The 20,743-nt window shown below is 41.9% G+C and carries 18 protein-coding genes and 5 tRNA genes; 19 read left to right on the forward strand and 4 right to left on the reverse strand.

From position 1 onward, the window contains the following. The 4 genes from WA325_RS13510 to WA325_RS13525 form a co-directional block, all read right to left on the reverse strand. On the reverse strand, positions 1 to 852 hold the full coding sequence (locus WA325_RS13510; protein ID WP_101864827.1) for a MurR/RpiR family transcriptional regulator: 852 nt from the start codon (positions 850 to 852) through the stop codon (positions 1 to 3). Positions 853 to 867: 15 nt separating this feature from the next. Then, a complete protein-coding gene (gene murQ / locus WA325_RS13515) occupies positions 868 to 1,782 on the reverse strand; it encodes an N-acetylmuramic acid 6-phosphate etherase (RefSeq protein ID WP_336183783.1) in 915 nt (304 codons plus the stop codon). A 111-nt stretch (positions 1,783 to 1,893) separates the two neighbouring features. After that, complete coding sequence (locus WA325_RS13520) at positions 1,894 to 2,376, reverse strand: GNAT family N-acetyltransferase (protein WP_105955658.1); 483 nt, start codon at positions 2,374 to 2,376, stop codon at positions 1,894 to 1,896. Positions 2,377 to 2,387: 11 nt separating this feature from the next. Continuing rightward, positions 2,388 to 2,843, reverse strand: a complete 456-nt coding sequence (locus WA325_RS13525) for a DUF523 domain-containing protein (protein WP_305934689.1) — start codon at positions 2,841 to 2,843, stop codon at positions 2,388 to 2,390. A 181-nt stretch (positions 2,844 to 3,024) separates the two neighbouring features. Between WA325_RS13525 and WA325_RS13530 the strand changes: the two genes are divergently transcribed. The 19 genes from WA325_RS13530 (at position 3,025) to WA325_RS13620 (ending at position 20,228) form a co-directional block, all read left to right on the forward strand. Then, positions 3,025 to 3,099: transfer RNA gene (locus WA325_RS13530), tRNA-Glu, on the forward strand. Positions 3,100 to 3,102: 3 nt separating this feature from the next. Continuing rightward, positions 3,103 to 3,178: transfer RNA gene (locus WA325_RS13535), tRNA-Val, on the forward strand. Positions 3,179 to 3,182: 4 nt separating this feature from the next. After that, positions 3,183 to 3,255, forward strand: a tRNA-Thr gene (locus WA325_RS13540). A gap of 19 nt (positions 3,256 to 3,274) precedes the next feature. Further along, positions 3,275 to 3,359: transfer RNA gene (locus WA325_RS13545), tRNA-Tyr, on the forward strand. A 4-nt stretch (positions 3,360 to 3,363) separates the two neighbouring features. Continuing rightward, positions 3,364 to 3,435: transfer RNA gene (locus tag WA325_RS13550), tRNA-Gln, on the forward strand. Positions 3,436 to 3,665: 230 nt separating this feature from the next. After that, positions 3,666 to 4,229 (forward strand): RNA polymerase sigma factor SigW, encoded by a 564-nt coding sequence (gene sigW, locus WA325_RS13555; RefSeq protein ID WP_010332813.1) that lies wholly within the window; start codon positions 3,666 to 3,668, stop codon positions 4,227 to 4,229. A gap of 13 nt (positions 4,230 to 4,242) precedes the next feature. Beyond that, on the forward strand, positions 4,243 to 4,869 hold the full coding sequence (gene rsiW / locus WA325_RS13560) for an anti-sigma-W factor RsiW (protein WP_059292084.1): 627 nt from the start codon (positions 4,243 to 4,245) through the stop codon (positions 4,867 to 4,869). Positions 4,870 to 5,029: 160 nt separating this feature from the next. Further along, complete coding sequence (gene cdaA, locus WA325_RS13565; protein WP_024120028.1) at positions 5,030 to 5,851, forward strand: diadenylate cyclase CdaA; 822 nt, start codon at positions 5,030 to 5,032, stop codon at positions 5,849 to 5,851. Continuing rightward, complete coding sequence (locus tag WA325_RS13570) at positions 5,844 to 7,298, forward strand: CdaR family protein (protein WP_024120029.1); 1,455 nt, start codon at positions 5,844 to 5,846, stop codon at positions 7,296 to 7,298. The genes cdaA and WA325_RS13570 overlap by 8 nt, the downstream gene beginning before the upstream one ends. Before the next feature lie 18 nt (positions 7,299 to 7,316). After that, entirely contained in the window at positions 7,317 to 8,663 is a 1,347-nt protein-coding gene (gene glmM / locus WA325_RS13575) for a phosphoglucosamine mutase (RefSeq protein WP_336183785.1), read from the forward strand. A gap of 429 nt (positions 8,664 to 9,092) precedes the next feature. Continuing rightward, complete coding sequence (gene glmS / locus WA325_RS13580) at positions 9,093 to 10,895, forward strand: glutamine--fructose-6-phosphate transaminase (isomerizing) (RefSeq protein ID WP_024120031.1); 1,803 nt, start codon at positions 9,093 to 9,095, stop codon at positions 10,893 to 10,895. Between the two features lie 294 nt (positions 10,896 to 11,189). Then, positions 11,190 to 11,813, forward strand: coding sequence for an undecaprenyl-diphosphatase (locus WA325_RS13585; RefSeq protein ID WP_336183869.1), 624 nt, complete (start codon positions 11,190 to 11,192; stop codon positions 11,811 to 11,813). Between the two features lie 1,067 nt (positions 11,814 to 12,880). Then, entirely contained in the window at positions 12,881 to 14,398 is a 1,518-nt protein-coding gene (locus WA325_RS13590) for an NADH dehydrogenase subunit 5 (RefSeq protein WP_336183786.1), read from the forward strand. A 14-nt stretch (positions 14,399 to 14,412) separates the two neighbouring features. Next, positions 14,413 to 17,034, forward strand: a complete 2,622-nt coding sequence (locus tag WA325_RS13595; protein ID WP_336183870.1) for a DUF2309 domain-containing protein — start codon at positions 14,413 to 14,415, stop codon at positions 17,032 to 17,034. Positions 17,035 to 17,110: 76 nt separating this feature from the next. Beyond that, complete coding sequence (locus WA325_RS13600; protein WP_336183787.1) at positions 17,111 to 17,632, forward strand: carbonic anhydrase; 522 nt, start codon at positions 17,111 to 17,113, stop codon at positions 17,630 to 17,632. 63 nt (positions 17,633 to 17,695) lie between these two features. Next, on the forward strand, positions 17,696 to 17,986 hold the full coding sequence (locus WA325_RS13605; RefSeq protein ID WP_127696122.1) for a DUF6407 family protein: 291 nt from the start codon (positions 17,696 to 17,698) through the stop codon (positions 17,984 to 17,986). Between the two features lie 56 nt (positions 17,987 to 18,042). Further along, complete coding sequence (locus WA325_RS13610) at positions 18,043 to 18,405, forward strand: DUF2294 domain-containing protein (protein WP_003241432.1); 363 nt, start codon at positions 18,043 to 18,045, stop codon at positions 18,403 to 18,405. A 216-nt stretch (positions 18,406 to 18,621) separates the two neighbouring features. Then, complete coding sequence (locus WA325_RS13615; protein WP_044162143.1) at positions 18,622 to 18,924, forward strand: ArsR/SmtB family transcription factor; 303 nt, start codon at positions 18,622 to 18,624, stop codon at positions 18,922 to 18,924. 131 nt (positions 18,925 to 19,055) lie between these two features. Continuing rightward, positions 19,056 to 20,228, forward strand: a complete 1,173-nt coding sequence (locus WA325_RS13620) for an MFS transporter (RefSeq protein ID WP_336183788.1) — start codon at positions 19,056 to 19,058, stop codon at positions 20,226 to 20,228. Positions 20,229 to 20,743: the final 515 nt, after the last annotated feature.

Here is a 20,743-nt window from a genome sequence, read left to right on the forward strand (position 1 = left end):
TTATGTCTTTCTCATAGATTTGATTGCTTCTCTCGTTTTATCAATGCAGCCGACCGTTTCTTCATACTGCTCGGCCGCCATGCTTAAAAACAAAACATCAATCATAAAAAGCTGGGCGAGACGGGAGGAAGTGGCTGCGCTTCGAATCAGGGCCTCGTTGGAATGGGCTGTATATAATGAAACGTCGGATAATGCAGAGACGGAGGTTTGGCTGAATTGTGTGAGGCTGATGATTGTGACGCCTTTTTCCTTTGCCATCGAAAGCAGCTCGATGATTTCCTGTGTCTCACCTGAAAATGAAATGGCAAATACAATGTCTTTCTTATCTGCATTTGCGATTAAAGATGCCACAAGATGAGTGTCCGTGAAAGCAGTCGCCTGTTTATGAATTCGAAGCCATTTTTGCTGGGCATCCTTGGCGACAATTCCCGAGGCGCCCAGACCGAAAAAATGTACCGTGTTCGCTTGAAGCAGCAGAGAAACGGCGCGCTCAAGCTCTTGATAATCCATAAGATCTGAGGTGTCCTGAATTGCTTGAATGGCATTGCCGGCTGCTTTTTCAGAGATGGAAGGCAGCGATTCATGAGGAGCGATGTCCCGGTAGCCTTGAACAGCAGGTTTTGCCAGATCGCCCGCTACCCTCATTTTTAAATCCTGAAATCCTTTTAGTCCCAGTGACTTGCAGAGCCTGATGACGGCAGCGTCACTTGAATTAGCTAAGGCGCTGATTTCGCTGACTGTGCTTTCTATCGCTTTGTGGGGATGGGCTAATATGTAGTCCGCAAGCTTACGCTCTGATTGTGGCAGCTTGTGTTTCATTGATTGAATGATAGCTAAACCGCCTGTCGCCATTACTGTCTCTCCTTATCATGAATGGTAGTTTTCAATTGCTTTGTCTATAAAACCGTTCGCTTCATCAAGCAATGTCTTCGCTTTGTTTTGATCTGTGCTGGTTTTGAGCATAACAATTGCTGTTTTGACATGAAGATTCGCTTGTTCAAGTGTGTATTGCGCTTTCTCATAAGAAACGTCTGTGAGGCTTTGAATGATGCTGATGGCGCGTTCTTTTAGTTTTTTGTTGCTGACATTGACATCCACCATCAAGTTTTCGTAGACCTTGCCGATTTTGACCATTACAGCGGTGGATATCATGTTTAGAATCATTTTATGAGCGGTTGCGGCTTTCATACGTGTCGAGCCTGTAATGACTTCTGGCCCGACGACGACTTCAATGCTGTGATCAGCGTGTTTGCTGATGGCAGATTGACTGTTACAGGTAAGTGAGACGGTGTTTGCTCCGATTTTGCGGGCGTATTTCAGCGCACCCGCTGCATAAGGCGTACGGCCGCTTGCTGCAATCGCGATCACTGTATCGGCTGAGGTGAGATGGATGGCTCGTAAATCCTCGGCCCCTGCTTCTTCATGATCTTCAATCCCCTCTGCCGCCTGCAAAAATGCGTTGGGACCGCCGGCCATTAATCCGATTACCTGATCAGGACTGACGCTGTAGGTCGGAGGACATTCAACTGCGTCCATCACACCGAGTCGGCCGCTAGTGCCTGCACCTGCGTAAATGAGCCGTCCGCTATTTTGAAAGGATTCATACGCGCATTCGACGGCTGCTTCGATATCGGGAAGGACACGCTGAACGGCGGCAGCGACTTTGATATCTTCATTGTTAATCATTTTTAAGATATCGAGGGTATTAGCTTTGTATATTTCCGATGTTTGGCTATTGCGTGATTCCGTTGTAAGGCTGTGAAGATTCAATTGTTCTGACATGAGGATGCCCCCTGTATAAAAAATAGATATATCTCAATATTCAGTATATTCATTTCTGTTATGATATTTCAACTATCATTTTTAATTTTTGAAACTTTATTTCAAAAGAGGCTATAAGAAATAATGAAGTATCAGCTGTTCGCCAAGCGGCCCGATTTTTCGACGTCCTTTATCAAGAAATCCGGTTTTCATATAAAGCTGCTTTGCACGGGTGTTCAGGTGATTGACGGCTAAAATGATTTCATCACACCATGGGAAATACCCGTTAACAAAAGAGGGGAGCTGAAACATGGCTTTTTTCGCATAGCCATGTCCGTGGTGGGCAGAGTTTAATGATAAGGAACTGAGCAATAAAGCAAATGGATTGTTGGAATAGGGAGCAATGGTTTCTTTTGACGTATGTAGAATGAAAAAGCCTATTGGCAGATCACCTTTTAAGATAACAACCGGATAGCGCTCCTGTATGCTTAGAGCCTGAGTCAGCACCTCTTTAGGGAGAGCGGTAAAGCGTTTGTCATCATTGTGTAAAGTAAATGCGTAAAGCTCCGGCAAATGCTCAGGCTTATAGAAGGATAAAGAGATATCTTGCGTCATGATGAGCCTCCTTATAATATGTCGTCTAACTGGTTTTCAGAAATTACACGGTACCCCGCTTGTTTTAATAGCGCGGCGGTTACTCCGTTTCCAGCGATTTTTTTGCCTGAAAATGAGCCATTATAGATGAAATTACTTCCGCATGACGGGCTGTTTTCTTTCAATATGACGGCAGAGGCATTGATTTCTTTTGCAAAGGCCAATGTTTGGGCCGCGCCCTTCATATATAAATCTGTTACATCTTCTCCTGAAGACGTTATGATTTTCGCGGTTCCATTAAGAACATCCTCACCAGTGCCTCCGATGATTTCTGCTGGTTCCCGGGGAGTGGAGAACCCGCCGAGAAGCTCAGGGCAAGCCATCACTGCTTGTTTTTCTTCAATCAGTTTTCGAATTTTCTCTGATGCGGCATGCGAACCGTTGTATCTGCATTCAATGCCGCCGAGGCAAGAGCTGACTAGTATCATATTGGTTTCTCCTCTCTTGATTCGATCTATATCTATCTTAAGATAAATGATAAATGGTAGGAGGCTTTTTCAGTTAAAAAAGGGGTTAAAAAGTTTGAAAATAAAAAATTTAAATTTCCTCTTTACAAAAGGGGGGGAACCTGTATATAATAACTTTTGTCAGCTCGACGAGAACAGAAACGGCCCGTTGGTCAAGCGGTTAAGACACCGCCCTTTCACGGCGGTAACACGGGTTCGAATCCCGTACGGGTCACCATTTGGAGGATTAGCTCAGCTGGGAGAGCATCTGCCTTACAAGCAGAGGGTCGGCGGTTCGAGCCCGTCATCCTCCACCATCTTGCCGGTGTAGCTCAATTGGTAGAGCAACTGACTTGTAATCAGTAGGTTGGGGGTTCAAGTCCTCTTGCCGGCACTGTTTTTCTTGAAAATATGGAGGGGTAGCGAAGTGGCTAAACGCGGCGGACTGTAAATCCGCTCCCTCAGGGTTCGGCAGTTCGAATCTGCCCCCCTCCACCATTATTGGGCTATAGCCAAGCGGTAAGGCAACGGACTTTGACTCCGTCATGCGTTGGTTCGAATCCAGCTAGCCCAGTCACAGACACCTTTGATCAAAAGGTGTCTTTTTTCTTTTTGAAAAAATCATTCCAACTTCTAACTGTTCAGTCTGTATAATAATTTTAAAAATATGTTAAGGTAGTTTATTCACAAATTGCCATCTACACCCTGCCAAAAATTTGTTAAACTTATTTTATAAAAAAATTGAAACCTTTAGAAACGAAGCTCGTATACATACAGACCGGTGAAGGCAGAGGTTAGATAAATATGGAAATGATGATTAAAAAGAGAATTAAGCAAGTCAAAAAAGGCGATCAAAATGCATTTGCGGACATCGTAGATATTTACAAGGATAAAATTTATCAGCTTTGCTACCGTATGCTTGGCAATGTGCATGAGGCGGAAGATATCGCACAAGAGGCTTTCATCAGAGCGTACGTCAATATCGACAGTTTTGATATCAACCGGAAATTTTCAACTTGGCTTTATCGAATTGCGACCAACTTGACCATTGACCGCATTCGCAAAAAAAAGCCGGATTATTACCTCGATGCAGAAGTGGCGGGTACAGAAGGCTTGACGATGTATTCCCAAATCGCCGCAGATGGAGTTTTGCCTGAAGATGCAGTCGTATCGCTGGAGCTTTCACACACGATTCAGCAGAAAATATTAAAGCTTCCTGACAAATACAGAACTGTCATTGTATTAAAGTATATTGATGAACTCTCATTAATTGAAATCGGCGAGATTCTGAACATTCCTGTGGGGACTGTAAAAACGCGGATTCACAGAGGCAGAGAGGCTCTTAGAAAACAATTAAGGGATCTTTAAGTGGGGTGATGAAATGAGCTGTCCTGAACAAATTGTGCAGCTTATGCATATGCATCTTGATGGAGATATCCTTCCGAAAGATGAACAAGTATTAAAAGAACATCTAGAGGCATGCGAGGAATGCAGAAAGCATTTTTATGAGATGGAAAAATCCATTGCGCTCGTCCGGAGCACATCGCATGTCGAAGCCCCCGCCGATTTTACCGCTAACGTCATGGCAAAATTGCCTAAGGAGAAGAAAAGAGCTTCTGTGAAAAGATGGTTCAGATCCCATCCGGTTATCGCGGCTGCTGCGGTATTCATCATTTTGATGGGCGGAGGATTGTTAAACAGCTGGCACAATGACCACAATTTCAGCGTGTCGAAGCAGCCGAATCTGGTCGTGCAAAACAACACTGTGATCGTGCCTGAAGGTGAGACGGTCAAAGGTGATGTCACCGTCAAAAACGGCAAGCTGATTATTAAAGGGAAAATAGACGGGGATGTCACCGTTGTAAACGGAGAAAAGTATATGGCCTCTGCTGGACAAGTCACCGGTCAAATTGAGGAGATTAATCAATTATTCGACTGGACATGGTATAAAATGAAGTCTGCGGGGAAAAGTGTATTCAATGCATTAGACCCGAACGGAGAAGAGTAAAGCGTGTGGTGCGCTTTACTCTTTTTTAGGTTCTCAAACGGCTGGCATATTTCACTTGCCAAAACGAAATGTGGTATAATGGGCTCGCTATGTAAAGTACATATGCGTAACACATTAAACTTCAAAATACGAAATGACTGAATTCTTGGAGGACGAGGAAATGGCTTTTGAGGATATCCCTTTTTTGCAGTACCTCGGCAATGCCGTTGATATTCTCCTTGTTTGGTATGTGATATATAAACTGATTATGGTGATACGCGGCACGAAGGCGGTTCAGCTCTTAAAAGGAATCGTTGTGATCGTGCTTGTCCGTATGGCCAGTCAATATTTGGGCCTCAGCACGCTTCAGTGGCTGATGGACCAAGCGATAACATGGGGATTTTTAGCAATTATTATTATCTTTCAGCCTGAGCTGAGAAGAGCGCTTGAACAGCTTGGACGGGGCCGTTTTTTCTCGAGGAGCGGCACGCCGGTTGAGGAAGCGCAGCAGAAAACAATTGAGGCTATAACAAAAGCGATCAATTATATGGCGAAACGCCGGATCGGCGCCCTTTTAACCATTGAGCGGGATACGGGTATGGGGGATTATATTGAAACGGGCATTCCTTTGAATGCAAAGGTCAGCTCTGAGCTCTTGATCAATATTTTTATCCCGAATACACCGCTTCATGACGGAGCGGTCATTATGAAAAATAATGAAATTGCCGCTGCCGCCTGTTATTTGCCGCTATCTGAAAGCCCGTTCATTTCAAAAGAACTGGGCACGCGGCACAGAGCGGCTGTCGGAATCAGTGAAGTTACAGACAGTTTGACGATTATCGTGTCTGAAGAGACCGGCGGCGTCAGTGTGGCGAGGAATGGTGACCTTCACAGAGAGCTGACGGAAGAAGCACTGAAAGAAATGCTTGAAGCAGAGTTTAAGAAGAACACCAGAGAGACTTCTTCTAACCGTTGGTATTGGAGGGGCAAGAAAAATGGATAAATTCTTAAACAACCGCTGGGCTGTGAAAGTCATTGCGCTGCTTTTCGCGCTCTTGCTTTATGTAGCGGTTAACAGCAACCAAGCACCAACTCCGAAAAAACCAGGTGAATCATTTTTTCCGACATCTACAACTGATGAGGCAACACTGACTGATATACCGGTTAAAGCATATTACGATGATGAAAATTATGTCGTTACGGGCGTTCCGCAAACGGTGAATGTCACGATAAAAGGTCCGACAAGCGCCGTGAAGAAGGCGAGACAGACAAAGAATTTTGAGATATACGCGGATATGGAGAAGCTGAAAACCGGCACACATAAGGTCGAGCTTAAGGCCAAAAACGTGTCGGATGGACTGACGATATCCATTAATCCGTCCGTGACGACCGTCACCATTCAAGAACGCACGACAGAAAGCTTTCCTGTTGAAGTGGAGTACTACAACAAAAGCAAGATGAAAAAAGGCTATTCTCCGGAGCAGCCGATTGTCAGTCCTAAAAATGTACAGATTACCGGTTCTAAAGCCGTGATTGATAATATTTCTCTTGTGAAAGCTTCGGTAAACCTGGAAAATGCAGATGAAACGATTGAAAAGGAAGCGAAGGTGACTGTCTATGATAAAGACGGAAACGCGCTTCCTGTCGATGTGGAGCCCTCGGTCATCAAAATTACCGTTCCGGTGACAAGTCCGAGTAAAAAAGTGCCCTTTAAAATTGAACGGACAGGAAGCCTTCCTGACGGGGTCAGCATAGCAAATATCGAATCAAGTCCCAGTGAGGTGACGGTTTACGGCTCGCAGGATGTCTTGGATTCTCTTGAATTTATAGACGGTGTCAGCTTAGATTTAAGCAAAATCAAAAAGGATTCTGATATCGAGGCAGATATTCCGCTTCCTGACGGCGTCAAAAAAATCTCGCCGTCAAAGGTGACGTTGCATATAGAAGTAGATAGTGAAGCGGATCAGACGTTTGAGAATGTCCCTATTAAGACTGTAGGGCTGAGCAGCTCACAGAACATTGAATTTCTGGATCCGGAATCACAAACGATAGATGTTACGGCCAAAGGCTCTCCCGGCAACATAAAAAAACTGCAGAAATCAGACATAGAATTGTATGTGAATGTATCTGATTTAGATGACGGAGAGCACAGTGTGAAGCTTGAAGTAAACGGGCCTCAAAATGTAACCTGGTCCTTGGGGCAGAAAAATGCAAAAATCAAGCTTACGTCTAAAAAAACGAATACGACAACAAAAGATAACAGCAATACGACGTCAGGGAACCAGGATGACACTGATGACAAGACGAATGACAAAGAGAATAATCAGCGAGAAGATACAACGAACAGCGATAAAAACAATGATGATCAAAATCAAGACGAAAACCAAGATCAAAATCAGGATCAGGATGAAGATGAATCAAATACAGGTTCACAATCTTCATCAGAATAAAAAAGGAGCGATTATAAAATGGGCAAGTATTTTGGAACAGATGGTGTAAGAGGTGTTGCCAACAGCGAGCTTACGCCTGAGCTGGCCTTTAAAGTCGGACGTTTCGGCGGGTATGTGCTGACAAAAGACAAACAACGTCCAAAAGTGCTGATAGGCCGCGATACACGCATCTCCGGCCATATGCTGGAGGGAGCCCTTGTCGCCGGACTTTTATCAATTGGCGCAGAAGTCATGCGTCTGGGAGTCATTTCTACACCTGGTGTTTCCTATTTAACAAAAGCGATGGATGCAGAGGCGGGCGTCATGATTTCTGCTTCTCATAACCCAGTGCAGGATAACGGAATCAAGTTCTTTGGAGGAGACGGATTTAAGCTTTCTGATGAACAGGAGGCTGAAATTGAGCGTCTGATGGATGAACCGGAGGATAAGCTGCCAAGACCGGTTGGAGCTGACCTGGGACTTGTAAACGACTATTTTGAAGGCGGCCAAAAGTACCTGCAATTCTTAAAACAGACTGCCGACGAAGATTTCACAGGCATTCATGTTGCGCTTGATTGCGCACACGGAGCGACGTCATCGCTTGCGACACACTTGTTTGCCGATTTAGACGCAGACGTGTCGACAATGGGAACTTCTCCGAACGGATTAAACATCAATGACGGAGTCGGATCGACTCATCCTGAAGCGCTCAATGCGTTTGTAAAAGAGAAAAATGCTGATATCGGCCTTGCGTTCGATGGTGACGGCGACCGACTGATCGCAGTCGACGAAAAAGGAAATATCGTTGACGGCGACCAAATTATGTACATATGCTCAAAATACCTGAAATCAGAGGGCCGCTTAAAGGATGACACGGTTGTTTCCACAGTCATGAGCAACCTCGGTTTCTATAAAGCGCTTGAAAAAGAAGGGATAAAGAGCGTGCAGACGGCTGTCGGCGACCGCTACGTGGTAGAGGCGATGAAAAAAGACGGCTACAATGTCGGCGGAGAACAGTCCGGCCACTTAATTTTCCTTGATTACAACACAACAGGTGACGGATTATTGTCCGCCATTATGCTGATGAATACATTAAAAGCGACAGGCAAGCCGCTGTCAGAGCTTGCGGCTGAAATGCAGAAGTTTCCGCAGCTTTTAGTCAATGTGAGAGTAACTGATAAATATAAAGTCGAAGAAAACGAAAAAGTAAAAGCCGTTATTTCTGAGGTTGAAAAAGAAATGAACGGCGACGGCCGGATTTTAGTGCGCCCATCTGGCACTGAGCCGCTCGTTCGTGTGATGGCTGAAGCGAAGACGAAAGAACTGTGCGATGAATATGTTAATCGCATTGTTGAAGTCGTCCGGTCAGAAATGGGATTAGAGTAACGAAATCTATAAACAGAGAGCGAACAAGACAAGTGCGTCTCACATATAATAATTGTGAGACAGGCGGCAAAGTTGTTTAAAAAACAATTGACCATTCTTGGCACATGCTGTAAAATCAAGCTTGTCTTGTTCTTGTTTTCTAGAGGCAGGAAAGACGGGATTTTGTTTTACTTATAATTATAGCGCCCGAACTAAGCGCCCGAAAAAAGGCTTAGTTGACGAGGATGGAGGTTATCGATTTTTCGGCGGATGCCTCCCGGCTGAGTATGCAGATCACAGCCGTAAGGATTTCTTCAAACCAAGGAGGCGACTCCTTGAACAAAGGGAAATCACATGATCTTCCATAAAACATGTAGGAGGGGACGATTGAAAGTCCCCTTGAAAAATGACTTTCTTCGTCTCCTTTTACAATCTTAGGAGGAAGAAATTATGTGTGGAATCGTAGGTTATATCGGTCAGCTTGATGCGAAGGAAATTTTGTTAAAAGGGTTGGAGAAGCTTGAGTACCGCGGCTATGACTCTGCGGGTATCGCAGTTGCCAACGAACAGGGGATCCATGTGTTTAAAGAAAAAGGACGCATTGCCGATCTTCGTGAAGTTGTGGATGCCAATGTAGGAGCAAAAGCAGGAATTGGCCATACTCGCTGGGCAACACACGGCGAACCAAGCTATCTGAACGCTCACCCGCATCAAAGCGCACTGGGCCGCTTTACACTTGTTCATAACGGCGTGATCGAGAACTATGTTCAGCTGAAACAGGACTATTTACAAGATGTAGAGCTCAAAAGTGACACCGATACAGAGGTAGTCGTTCAAGTAATCGAGCAATTTGTCAACGGAGGTCTTGATACAGAAGAAGCGTTCCGCAAAACACTTACACTGTTAAAAGGCTCTTACGCAATTGCTTTATTCGATAACGATAACAAAGAAACGATTTTTGTAGCGAAAAACAAAAGCCCTCTATTAGTTGGACTTGGAGATACATTCAACGTCGTGGCGTCTGACGCGATGGCAATGCTTCAAGTTACAAACGAATATGTAGAGCTGATGGATAAAGAAATGGTCATCGTGACTGATGATCAAGTTGTTATCAAAAACCTTGATGGCGACGTTATTTCACGTGCGTCTTATATCGCTGAGCTGGATGCCAGTGATATCGAAAAAGGCACGTACCCTCACTACATGTTGAAAGAAACGGATGAGCAGCCAGTTGTGATGCGCAAAATCATCCAAACGTACCAAGACGAAAACGGCAAACTGTCTGTGCCTGGCGATATTGCTGAGGCTGTAGCGGAAGCGGACCGCATCTATATCATTGGCTGCGGAACAAGCTATCACGCAGGACTTGTCGGTAAACAATACATTGAAATGTGGGCAAACGTGCCGGTTGAAGTGCATGTAGCGAGTGAATTCTCTTACAACATGCCGCTTCTGTCTAAGAAACCGCTCTTCATTTTCCTTTCTCAAAGCGGAGAAACAGCAGACAGCCGCGCGGTTCTTGTTCAAGTCAAAGCACTCGGACACAAAGCGCTGACGATCACAAACGTACCGGGATCAACGCTTTCCCGTGAAGCTGACTATACATTGCTGCTTCATGCAGGCCCTGAAATTGCTGTTGCGTCAACAAAAGCATACACAGCACAAATCGCAGTTCTTGCGGTTCTTGCATCAGTAGCTGCTGACAAAAACGGCATCGATATCGGATTTGATCTTGTCAAAGAACTCGGTATCGCAGCAAACGCAATGGAAGCCCTTTGCGACCAGAAAGACGAAATGGAAATGATCGCTCGTGAATACCTGACTGTATCCAGAAACGCTTTCTTCATCGGACGCGGCCTCGACTACTTCGTATGTGTCGAAGGCGCATTGAAGCTGAAAGAGATTTCTTACATCCAGGCAGAAGGCTTTGCCGGCGGCGAACTGAAGCACGGGACCATCGCCTTGATCGAACAAGGAACACCAGTATTCGCACTGGCAACACAAGAGCACGTAAACCTAAGCATCCGCGGAAACGTCAAAGAAGTTGCCGCTCGCGGAGCCAACACATGCATCATCTCACTGAAAGGCCTAGACGATGCAGATGACAGATTCGTATTACCGGAAGTAAACCCAGCGCTTGCTCCATTGGTATCTGTTGTTCCATTGCAGCTGATCGCTTACTATGCTGCACTGCATCGCGGCTGTGATGTTGATAAGCCGCGTAACCTTGCGAAGAGTGTTACTGTGGAGTAAAATGTTTAACCCCTTTGGTTGTTTTTGTGGCTTTAAAATAAAGTTACGACGTTTATAAAAATGTTGCGATGCTTTTTCCCTTAGATAATTTTTGTCTAAGGGTATTTTTCTATTTTAACTAAAGAGGCAGGTAACTAAAAATTATAAGGGGATTCCAATTGATTTTGGGCCCCCTTTTTACATAAATGATGTGACACCAATCTTACAAAAATGTAACTTTAATCTCAAATAATGTAATTTGATTCGATGGCAGGTCATCTAATTTTCTTTTATTATGTTCTAAAAAGAGATTGGATGGTGTTGGGTTTGGATATTTCAGAAGTTAATATATCACTGTTTAGACTAGTTAATGACTTAGGAAAAGAACATCCCTTTTTGAATCCTGTATTTAGTTTTATTGCTGAATATATGGTTTTTTTACTTGCACTAAGTGTTCTTTTTATTTGGTTTACAAGAGATACGGATAATAGAATTATGATTCTTTGTGCATCTATCGCTTTCATTTGTGCCTTTACGATAGGGAAGGTTTCAGGGATATTTCACTCGAATTATCAACCTTTTGTTGAATTGGGAGAGGTTAATAAACTGATACATAAAGAAAAAGACAATTCTTTTCCAAGTGACCATACAATTTTATTCTTCTCATATTGTATTTCATTCTGGCTCTTTAAGAGAGGCTGGTCAATTTTATGGGTATTGTTAGCTGTTCTTGTGGGAGTCTCCCGTATATGGGTTGGTGTTCATTATCCTTTTGATGTTTTAGCAGGAGTATTAATAAGCCTAGCAGTTTCAACTTTTATATATTTAACATTCCCTAAACTAAATATTACTCAAACTACCATGAAAATTTATGAAAAATGTGAAAACATACTTCTTTATCGGTTCAAAAGAAAGGAAAACAAGTCAAAAAACCTTTAGATTTATTCAACAATCGAGTGCTAATGTTCAAAAAATCGTAACCTAAAATGATAAACTCTTTTATAAAGATTCCATCTGTATTCAAAGCTGTAGAATCCATTTTGATCTATCTTTTTTCTATGGATTCTTTAAATTTGCCGTAAACTGAAGGTTCATGTGTTATTTTTGATCAACCTTTATTTTAAAGCTACAGTTTTAGCCAAAGGGGTTTTTTGTTTTAAAGATGGCTATGTTTAATTTTACTGATATTTAGGATTGCCACAAGAATATGAAAATATTAAAGAAGGTATTTTTAAGGAAAGTGACATCTACGGAGAAATTGGGGAATTCTAGCTATAACAATATCCACAAAAGCTAGTTCAATTTCTTGGTCGTTAAGGCTGTTGAAAATAAAGTAGGAACCAGTATTCATTTATAGTTCCTAATTGAAGTCAGTTATTTACTAAACAAGAAAATAGAAAAATGATTATAAAATTCTTCTTGTATTTCTACAAAAAATTAAAGTGATAGATATCATAAGCCTTGGATAAAGATTCAGGATGTATATTTAAAGGGAAAGAAGGATTTGATACTTCTTTCTCTGTATTCCAACATCTTGACAATGCTTAAAATTTAGCATATCTTATACTTAACTTAATAATCGGCCCAGATGTTTATTTTCGTTTGTTAAATTATTAGGTCTTTAGCATTCTTTCAACTAATCTTGACAGGATGAAAAAGTATCCTAATTTAAATGGAGGAGAAACATAAGTCGATTTTATTTGATAATTAAGCACTATATTAAAATGTAGCGATGATTTCATTCCTTTAGAAGGAAGTTAAAACATAGCATATCGTAAAATGACCAATAATAAGGTAGCTCTTCAAAAAACTTCGCAGGAGTTAGTTGAAGTGAAGCCGACAATTTTCAAGATTCAATGATTAAAAACATCATTGAAATTTTGAAATTGTCGGCTTTTTTATTGGAAAAAATAGAGATATATAAAATTTGTATTAAATGATAGAAAATATGATCTGATCTAAAGGTCTTTTGAGCAATAACGACTTTTAAAAAGGGAGAATTTGAAATGTTAGTTTCGCTGAGTTTGTCATCATTATTAACATTATTTTTTATTATGCTTATGGCTTCTGGGATTAGTGGACTATTGTTTTTACATCCGCGCGTACCCTTGAGTTTTGTTCGCATTCATATTGGTATCTTGGCTTTACCGCCGTTGGTTTCCTTAGTGATTCTTGCCAATAGGAGTGTGAATGGGAATGTTGGCCCTTGGCACTTCGATTCCTTAGCTTGGTTAATGACTTTTTTTGTTCTTACAATTGGTTTAATCATTCAGCGTTTTTCTGTACGTTACTTAATGGGAGACCGATCTTATCGAAAATATTTTACACTTTTCACTTTCACTACAGGTGCTGCTTCAATTGCATGGTTAAGTGGTGACCTCCGCTTGATGGTTATTTCTTGGGGAGCAACTCTTGTCGGTTTAACCCTGCTTATCAGGTTAAACAGTGCTTGGCAAGTCGCTAGTGAAGCAGCCAAGGTTACTGGCCGATTATTTTTGTTAAGTTGGTTTTCTTTGTTTTTTGCGATGATGTGGCTTTTTCATACCACAGGTAAATGGCAGTTATCATTGGTTGTAACAAATGAAAGTTTAGCTGGGCTGGGAGAATGGGAGAGAACAGGGATTCAGCTATTGATTGTACTGGCAGTGATCATTCCTGCGGCTCAATGGCCATTCCAAAGATGGCTGATTGAGTCTATTGTTGCTCCAACTCCTGTTTCTGCGATTATGCACGCAGGTTTAGTAAATGCAGGCGGGATTATATTGGCTCGATTTTCACCTCTATTTAATGGAGGTATAGCTTCGATTATTTTACTTATGCTTGCTGGCATCTCTGTATTGATTGGAACGGGTATTAGTTTAGTCCAGGTTGACTATAAACGCCAGTTAGTAGGCTCCACGATTGGACAAATGGGGTTTATGCTCATTCAGTGTGCATTAGGAGCCTATATCGCAGCCATTATTCATCTTATTTTACATGGTTTATTCAAAGCTACGTTGTTTTTACAGGCTGGTTCGGCGGTACGGCGTTTCGAAGTTTCGACGCGTGTTAATGAAAGATCATCCTATTTATGGATCATGGCTGGCCGTGCGTTAGCCTTAGTGATAAGCGTTGCTTTTTGGCTCGCTGCTCCTGGAGAGGGATATCAATTCATTAGTGCCCTAATCTTAGGGTGGTCATTGTCCGTTTCTTGGACTCAGCTTGTGGCTTTTGGAGAGGGGAAAATGGGCCGAATTGCCGGCTTAACATGTTTAGGAGGAGCAGCCTTTGTATATTTTATCATTCATACCCTCTTCTATAAGTGGCTGCATACAAGCGTTTTTCAAAGTGTTCAACCTCCAATGTCAGCTGTCATCATTGTCGTATGTCTCTTGCTATTTGGCAGTGTTTTAGGTACTTGGGTTGCTCGTCATCGTTCTTCAGTTTTCTTCGCAGTACTCTATCTTTGGTTAGTGCGATTAGGTGAAGCAAAACCCAAGACAGTAGAGAGTCATCCAGACTACCTTAAACAATATTTATCATAAGGAGGTAATAAGTGTTGGGCATTACATCCGTATTAACGAAAGAAAATGTAAAAAAGAAAGAGTCAGATATTGATGTTCAAGAAAGAGATATTAACGTTTTAATTGAATCTGCCAGCCGAGTCATTGCACCACTTTGGCCTATTTCAACGTTCGCTGCACGTAACCCGTGGATGGGACTTGAAAACCAGCCTTTTGATCAGGTTGCAAGCTGGCTGAAAAATACTCGTGATGTTGATATATACCCTAGTGCGTCTATGATCCGATCAGCAAAGAATAAAGGTGAGATTGATGAAGATTTTGTGGAAATGGGGCTGCAGCATTGGCTTGATTCACATTCCTTTCATATTCCAAGGGATGCGGCAGAGCGATTTTGTCATGCTGGATTAAAATTAGAACCACTGCCTTCCGACCTTTTATCATCACATAAGCTGGAGAAATTGGTGAATGAATGCAGTGGAGTGGATCATATCGAGAATGTTTTTATGCAGCCAATCAGTTCGTATATAAAAAATCAAGATGGTGAAAGGTTAATCAATATCCTAGATCATCATGTCATTAAGTGGTGTAAATTATATCTTGATGACTCTCAAGCAGGTTGGACAATGCCCAACCGTGAGGAAGGTTTCTATCGTGCCTGGCAGCATCTCATTCAGTATGATCCAGCACTTAGTAAAAAGCAGCGTGAAAGGTTAAAAGGCTGGCCGCAAGAGGCACACTTGGCTTTACAAGAAGCGTTATTCGCACTAGAAATCCCTGAATCAGAGATACAGCGTTATCTTGAAGGTCATTTACTTTCCTTACCCGGATGGGCAGGGATGATGCTTTGGCGCTCCCAACAATCGAGCCATGAACATGCACTTCTAACAGAATATTTAGCAGTTCGAATATCCATGGAATGGGCCCTTATAAAGCCTTATTTACCTTTGACTAATAAACAACGATCTGAGAAAAAAATTTCGATTACTCCCCTTTTAGCAGCTTGGATACATTGGGGGGGCCTTACATTAGAGGAATGGTCACAGATGCCGGCCAATGAACAAAACGAATATTTATCATTTGCCTACAGCTTTGATGAGAAACTTCGCAGGAAACTTTGGTTAGAAGCATGGGAGCAAACACACACTGATCGATTAAGTCAGAAGATCATCTCGAAACAACGTGAAACCAACGGTAAAAAATCTGCATTAGCTCAATTAGCATTCTGTATCGATGTACGGTCAGAGCCTTTTCGTCGTCAACTAGAAAAAGCAGGCCCGTTTGAAACGATTGGTGTTGCTGGTTTCTTCGGGGTGCCGATTGCAACTTGTGAACTTGGCAGTAAACACAGTCATGCCTCTTTGCCGGTCATACAAAAACCGCAAAACAAAATAAAAGAGTTCGCAGATGAAGATGTACTCGAAAAATACAACCAACGCAAGCAGGCAGTTCATTCCTTAAGCTATACATTTAAAAAGATGAAACAGAATGTACTTACGAGCTTACTTCTACCTGAGCTAAGTGGACCTTGGCTTAGTTTGCAAATGGTGGCACGCAGCTTTGCGCCAAGAAGAGCAGATCGTTTTATTCGTAATCTTCGTGAGACTTGGTTACGGAAACCTGATACAAAACTCTCGCTTCATCATGTTAATGACACAGAGGCAGAGATTCCTGTGGGTTTTACTGAAGAAGAAAAAGTGAACTATGCTCGGCAAGCACTAAAAATGATGGGATTAACAGAGAATTTTGCACCCTTGGTCGTGATTTGCGGACATGGCAGTCAAAGCACCAATAATCCTTATGCCGCGGCTCTTGATTGTGGTGCCTGCGGTGGAGCGGCCGGCGGATTCAATGCAAGAGTTTTAGCTGCTTTATGTAATCTTTCAGAGGTAAGAGAAGCTCTATTAACTGAAGGAATGAAAATCCCTGAGGATACGGTTTTTGCCGCTGCTGAACATAATACAACGGTTGATGAATTACATTGGCTTTATGTGCCAGAGCTTTCCGAAGCTGCACAGGAAGCATTTGATCATATTGAAGCGGTTATGCCGAAAGTAAAACATCATGCAAATGCAGAACGACTGGCCCAATTACCGAATGTCCAATCGAAACTTAAAAATCCGAAGGCTGAGGCACACCGATTTGCGGAAGATTGGAGTGAGATACGTCCGGAATGGGGACTGGCTCGTAATGCCGCTTTTATTATCGGCCAACGTGAACTAACACAGGATTGTGATTTGGAAGGAAGAGCTTTCCTTCATAATTATGATTGGAAGCAGGATGAAAGCGGTGAACTCCTAGCAAATATTATTGCAGGACCTGGAACTGTGGCCCAATGGATTAATTTACAATATTACGCATCAACAGTAGCACCCCATTATTATGGCAGCGGAAATAAAGCAACTCAAACCGTTACTGCAGGTCTCGGAGTGATGCAGGGGAATGCAAGTGACTTGTTAGCCGGACTGCCTTGGCAATCCGTCATGCAATCAGACCATGAGGCTTATCATTCTCCTCTTCGTTTGTTGATTGTCATCCAAGCGCCTAGACAACATGTAGAACGGTTATTAAATAATGACCCAGTATTTCTGCAAAAAATTCAAAATGGATGGGTTCGACTGGCTAGTATTGATCCAGAAGGATGTTGGGAAAGCTGGTAATTATGAATCTAAACATTTCTCAAATGGATTTGTTACTTAATATAAAAATGATAAACATAAGGAAGAGGTGTGTTATATGAATGTAAATAAAAAAGTATTATTTTTGACGGACATGGAAAACGGTTTGGAGCCTATTTTACAAGAAGTGACTAATACTCCAGCAGAAAATATGCTGACGATACAAAGTTATGGTGCCGCTATCTCACACCCTTATGGAGAAATCATGAGGTCTGTTATTTTTGCGATTTACCAGGAAGATGTTGAGGAGGTCTTTGTAGTAGGAACAAAAGATAAGCAGACTTCAACAGGTCATGGACTAACTCAACTTGAAACAATGAAAGATAAAATACAGACATTGGATTATCTCTTTCAACATTGCAAGCCTGAATTTTTAGGCGGTACAGTCGATGAATGGCTAAATGAAGATAGCAGTGGCGCTGTTGAAAAAAGTGTTGATATCATTCGTCAACATCCACTGGTGCCGTCATATGTTAAAGTCAGAGGTTTAATCGTTGATCATAAAGATGGGGAATCCTCAATTGTGGAGGTTCCTTCTACTAAAACAGGTCAAGCCTTACCTGATCATTGCTTGTCATGATGGAGTGAAGTGGTCAGCTTCTACACCCATATATGGGGAGAAAGCAGTTTTAAGGAGAATGTAATGGGCGCTAATATAACTGATTTTGTCACGAAAACAATAGAGGAAATGACTCTGTTTGATCGTGAAAATAGGGAATGTATGAAAAAAGTAATAAGAAAAGCAATTCATTTTTATCATTTAAAATCTTATGAAGAAGTTGAGGAAACCCATTTAGGGAGCGTTCGATTTTTGCATGTACACTCTATGATGGAAGAAAATATGTTATCCAAAATTGTAGCGGTCACAAGAAACGGCACAACTGATTTGGATATTGAAGGTGTATATGAAGGATATGTTGTAAGAGAATATTAATGAGACGAAATAACTAATAGAATATGCCAATTTTTTTGCCAGGAGATGTGTTATATATGAAAAAAACGAAAGGTTCTATTGAATCAGAGATCAGTAAGTCCATTACGCAATGGGAGAAGGATTATCTTGGGCGTGGGTCTGTATCTGTTAAAACTGATATACTGCGGGATATGATCATCGTTAATTTAAAAGGAATTTTAACACCAGCAGAATATGCAGTTTGTGGATCAAAAGAGGGTATGTTATCTATCAAACAAACTCGTTCGGAGCTAGTTGAATCAGGGATAGAGGGTCTAAAGGATATTATCCTAACGATAACCGGAGAAGAAGTGAAAAGTTTTCATACCGATTTAAGCTCTCGGACAGGCGAACGAGTGATGGTATTTAAATTATGTAATGATCTTGAGAAAAATCTATAATATTTGGAGAGATAAACAAGCAGAATGAGAGCAAAGTATATATAAAGCAGCGCTTTCTAATGGTCAATCTAACAGTAGGTATGCGAAAGTTAACTTCTGTAATACCTCCAACTGAACTGAAATAAGTCTTCAGATTTTTAATGTCTAAAAAGAAGTCAGTCATCAAAAATGAAAAAACGAATTGACATATCGGAATATAACGATATAATAAACGATATGGAACCAATTGAAGTATTCAAAGCCTTATCAAATGAATCAAGGCTGCAAATTTTGCAATGGCTGAAGGAACCTGATCGTCATTTTTCACCCCATGAAGGGATTGATATGAACACAATCGGGGTATGTGTCAGTCAAATAACAGACAAATTGAAAATGACGCAATCAACGGCTTCCCAATATCTCACCATCCTTTTAAGAGCCGGCCTGATTAAGGCGGAGCGTATTGGAAAGTACACTTATTACAAAAGAGATGAAGAAGCCATTGGGAAACTTGCGGACTTTCTTAAAACAGAGATATAAAAAATAAACATCAAAAGATGTTTATTTTTACACCATACATATCGACATATTACGATGTGTTTATTTTTTAAATTAACATATCGATAATTCGTGATATGTTGTTATAATAAAAAATTAAGGAGTGAACGTTTATGTCTAACACCTTGAAAATTTATATGTTAGCCATTGTCAGCTTTTTAGTCGGAACTTCAGAGTACATCATTTCCGGTATTTTGGATCACATTGCGCATACACTCGGGATCACCTTGGCCGCCGCGGGCCAGCTCATTACGATCTTTTCACTTGTATATGCTCTTTTAACACCCGTACTCATGGTGTTGACAGCAAGTATGGATAGACGCAGATTGATGATTTATGCTCTCGGTTTGTTTGTGTTCGGCAATATCTTGGCCTTTGTTCTGCCTGGTTATGGTTGGTTTATTGCAGCGCGGATCATTATGGCGATGGGAGCAGGTGTGGTTGTTGTAACCGCATTAACGATTGCCGCTAAGATTGCGCCGGAAGGGAAGCAGGGCAGTGCCATCGCTACGGTCGTTATGGGATTTACCGCTTCTTTAATCATTGGTGTTCCGCTTGGAAGAATGATAGCAGTAGCATTAGGCTGGAAGTCTGTATTTGGTGCAATTGCTTTGTTGGGATTGATCGCAATGGCCGTTATATTCTTTACTCTTCCGCATACTGAAGGGGATAAACCTGTACCTTTGCTTCAACAGCTTGCTCTTTTCAAAAAACGGAAAGTGGCGATGGGCTTATCAATCACTTTCTTCTGGCTTGGGGGATATTCTGTTGCTTATACCTATCTGTCACCGTATCTCTTGAACATTTCAGGAATAAGCGGCAAACTGCTTAGCGGTGTTTTGCTTATATTTGGAATTGCCAGTTTGGTTGGATCAAAGTTTGGGGGATATAGCACCGATAAATGGGGAGTGCCCTTTACACTCGTTGGCGGGATGACATTGCATATCGTCACACTGATTCTGCTGTCACTTGTCACCCATTCCCATATCGGAGTGTTGGTGATTCTGATATTATGGTCGTTTGCCGCATGGTCTACCGGTCCGACACAGCAATTTCACCTGGCTACAATAGAGCCGGGAATGTCAGGTGTTTTGCTCAGTATTAATCAGTCCATGATGCAACTCGCCATGGCAGTCGGCGCAGGAATAGGAGGGGTTTTTGTAGAAAACGTATCATTGGCCTCGATTACCTGGATTGGTGCATTAGGGGTTATGATTGCCATTATTGCATCATTGATGATTTTTCATTCGCAACCGAAACAAGCGCTAAAAGATATCAATCAATAATATACTTCTTAAAATTCAATGGGTTCATTTCGAAAGATCTAACATCCGCTCGTAATATAAGCGGGTGTTTTTTTATAAGCTATTCAAAGTCAGTTCATAAGACTTCCAAGGGCTGGTATCGTTCTGTATGTGTTGAAGGCGAAGAGAGAGAATTCTTTAGGCTTTGCCGGTAGTGAGCTGAAGCAGGGCACGATTGCCTTGATCGAACACTGAAAACACAAGAGCATGTAAACCTGAACATCCGCGTAAAGGTCAAGGAAGTTGCCGCTCGAGAAGCAAACACTGACATCATCTCAATGAAAAAATGGCCAATTCATTTGCCCTGGTGGAATTAATCACAGAATGATTTGACATTCTTGTCAGTATGTATGGCAAACGGTCCTTCCTATAAGCAGGAAGGTTTTTTAATGAAGAAATATTTTTTTATTAGTGGGTAAATTCATCAAATGTTCTGCTATGCTCCAAATGTACACCTTTCCGTAAGGGCAAAGTCAAATGTGAAAATAAAACTGTTC

The sequence above is a fragment of the Bacillus sp. 205(2023) genome (assembly GCF_037027485.1).
Taxonomy (GTDB): Bacteria; Bacillota; Bacilli; order Bacillales; family Bacillaceae; genus Bacillus; species Bacillus halotolerans.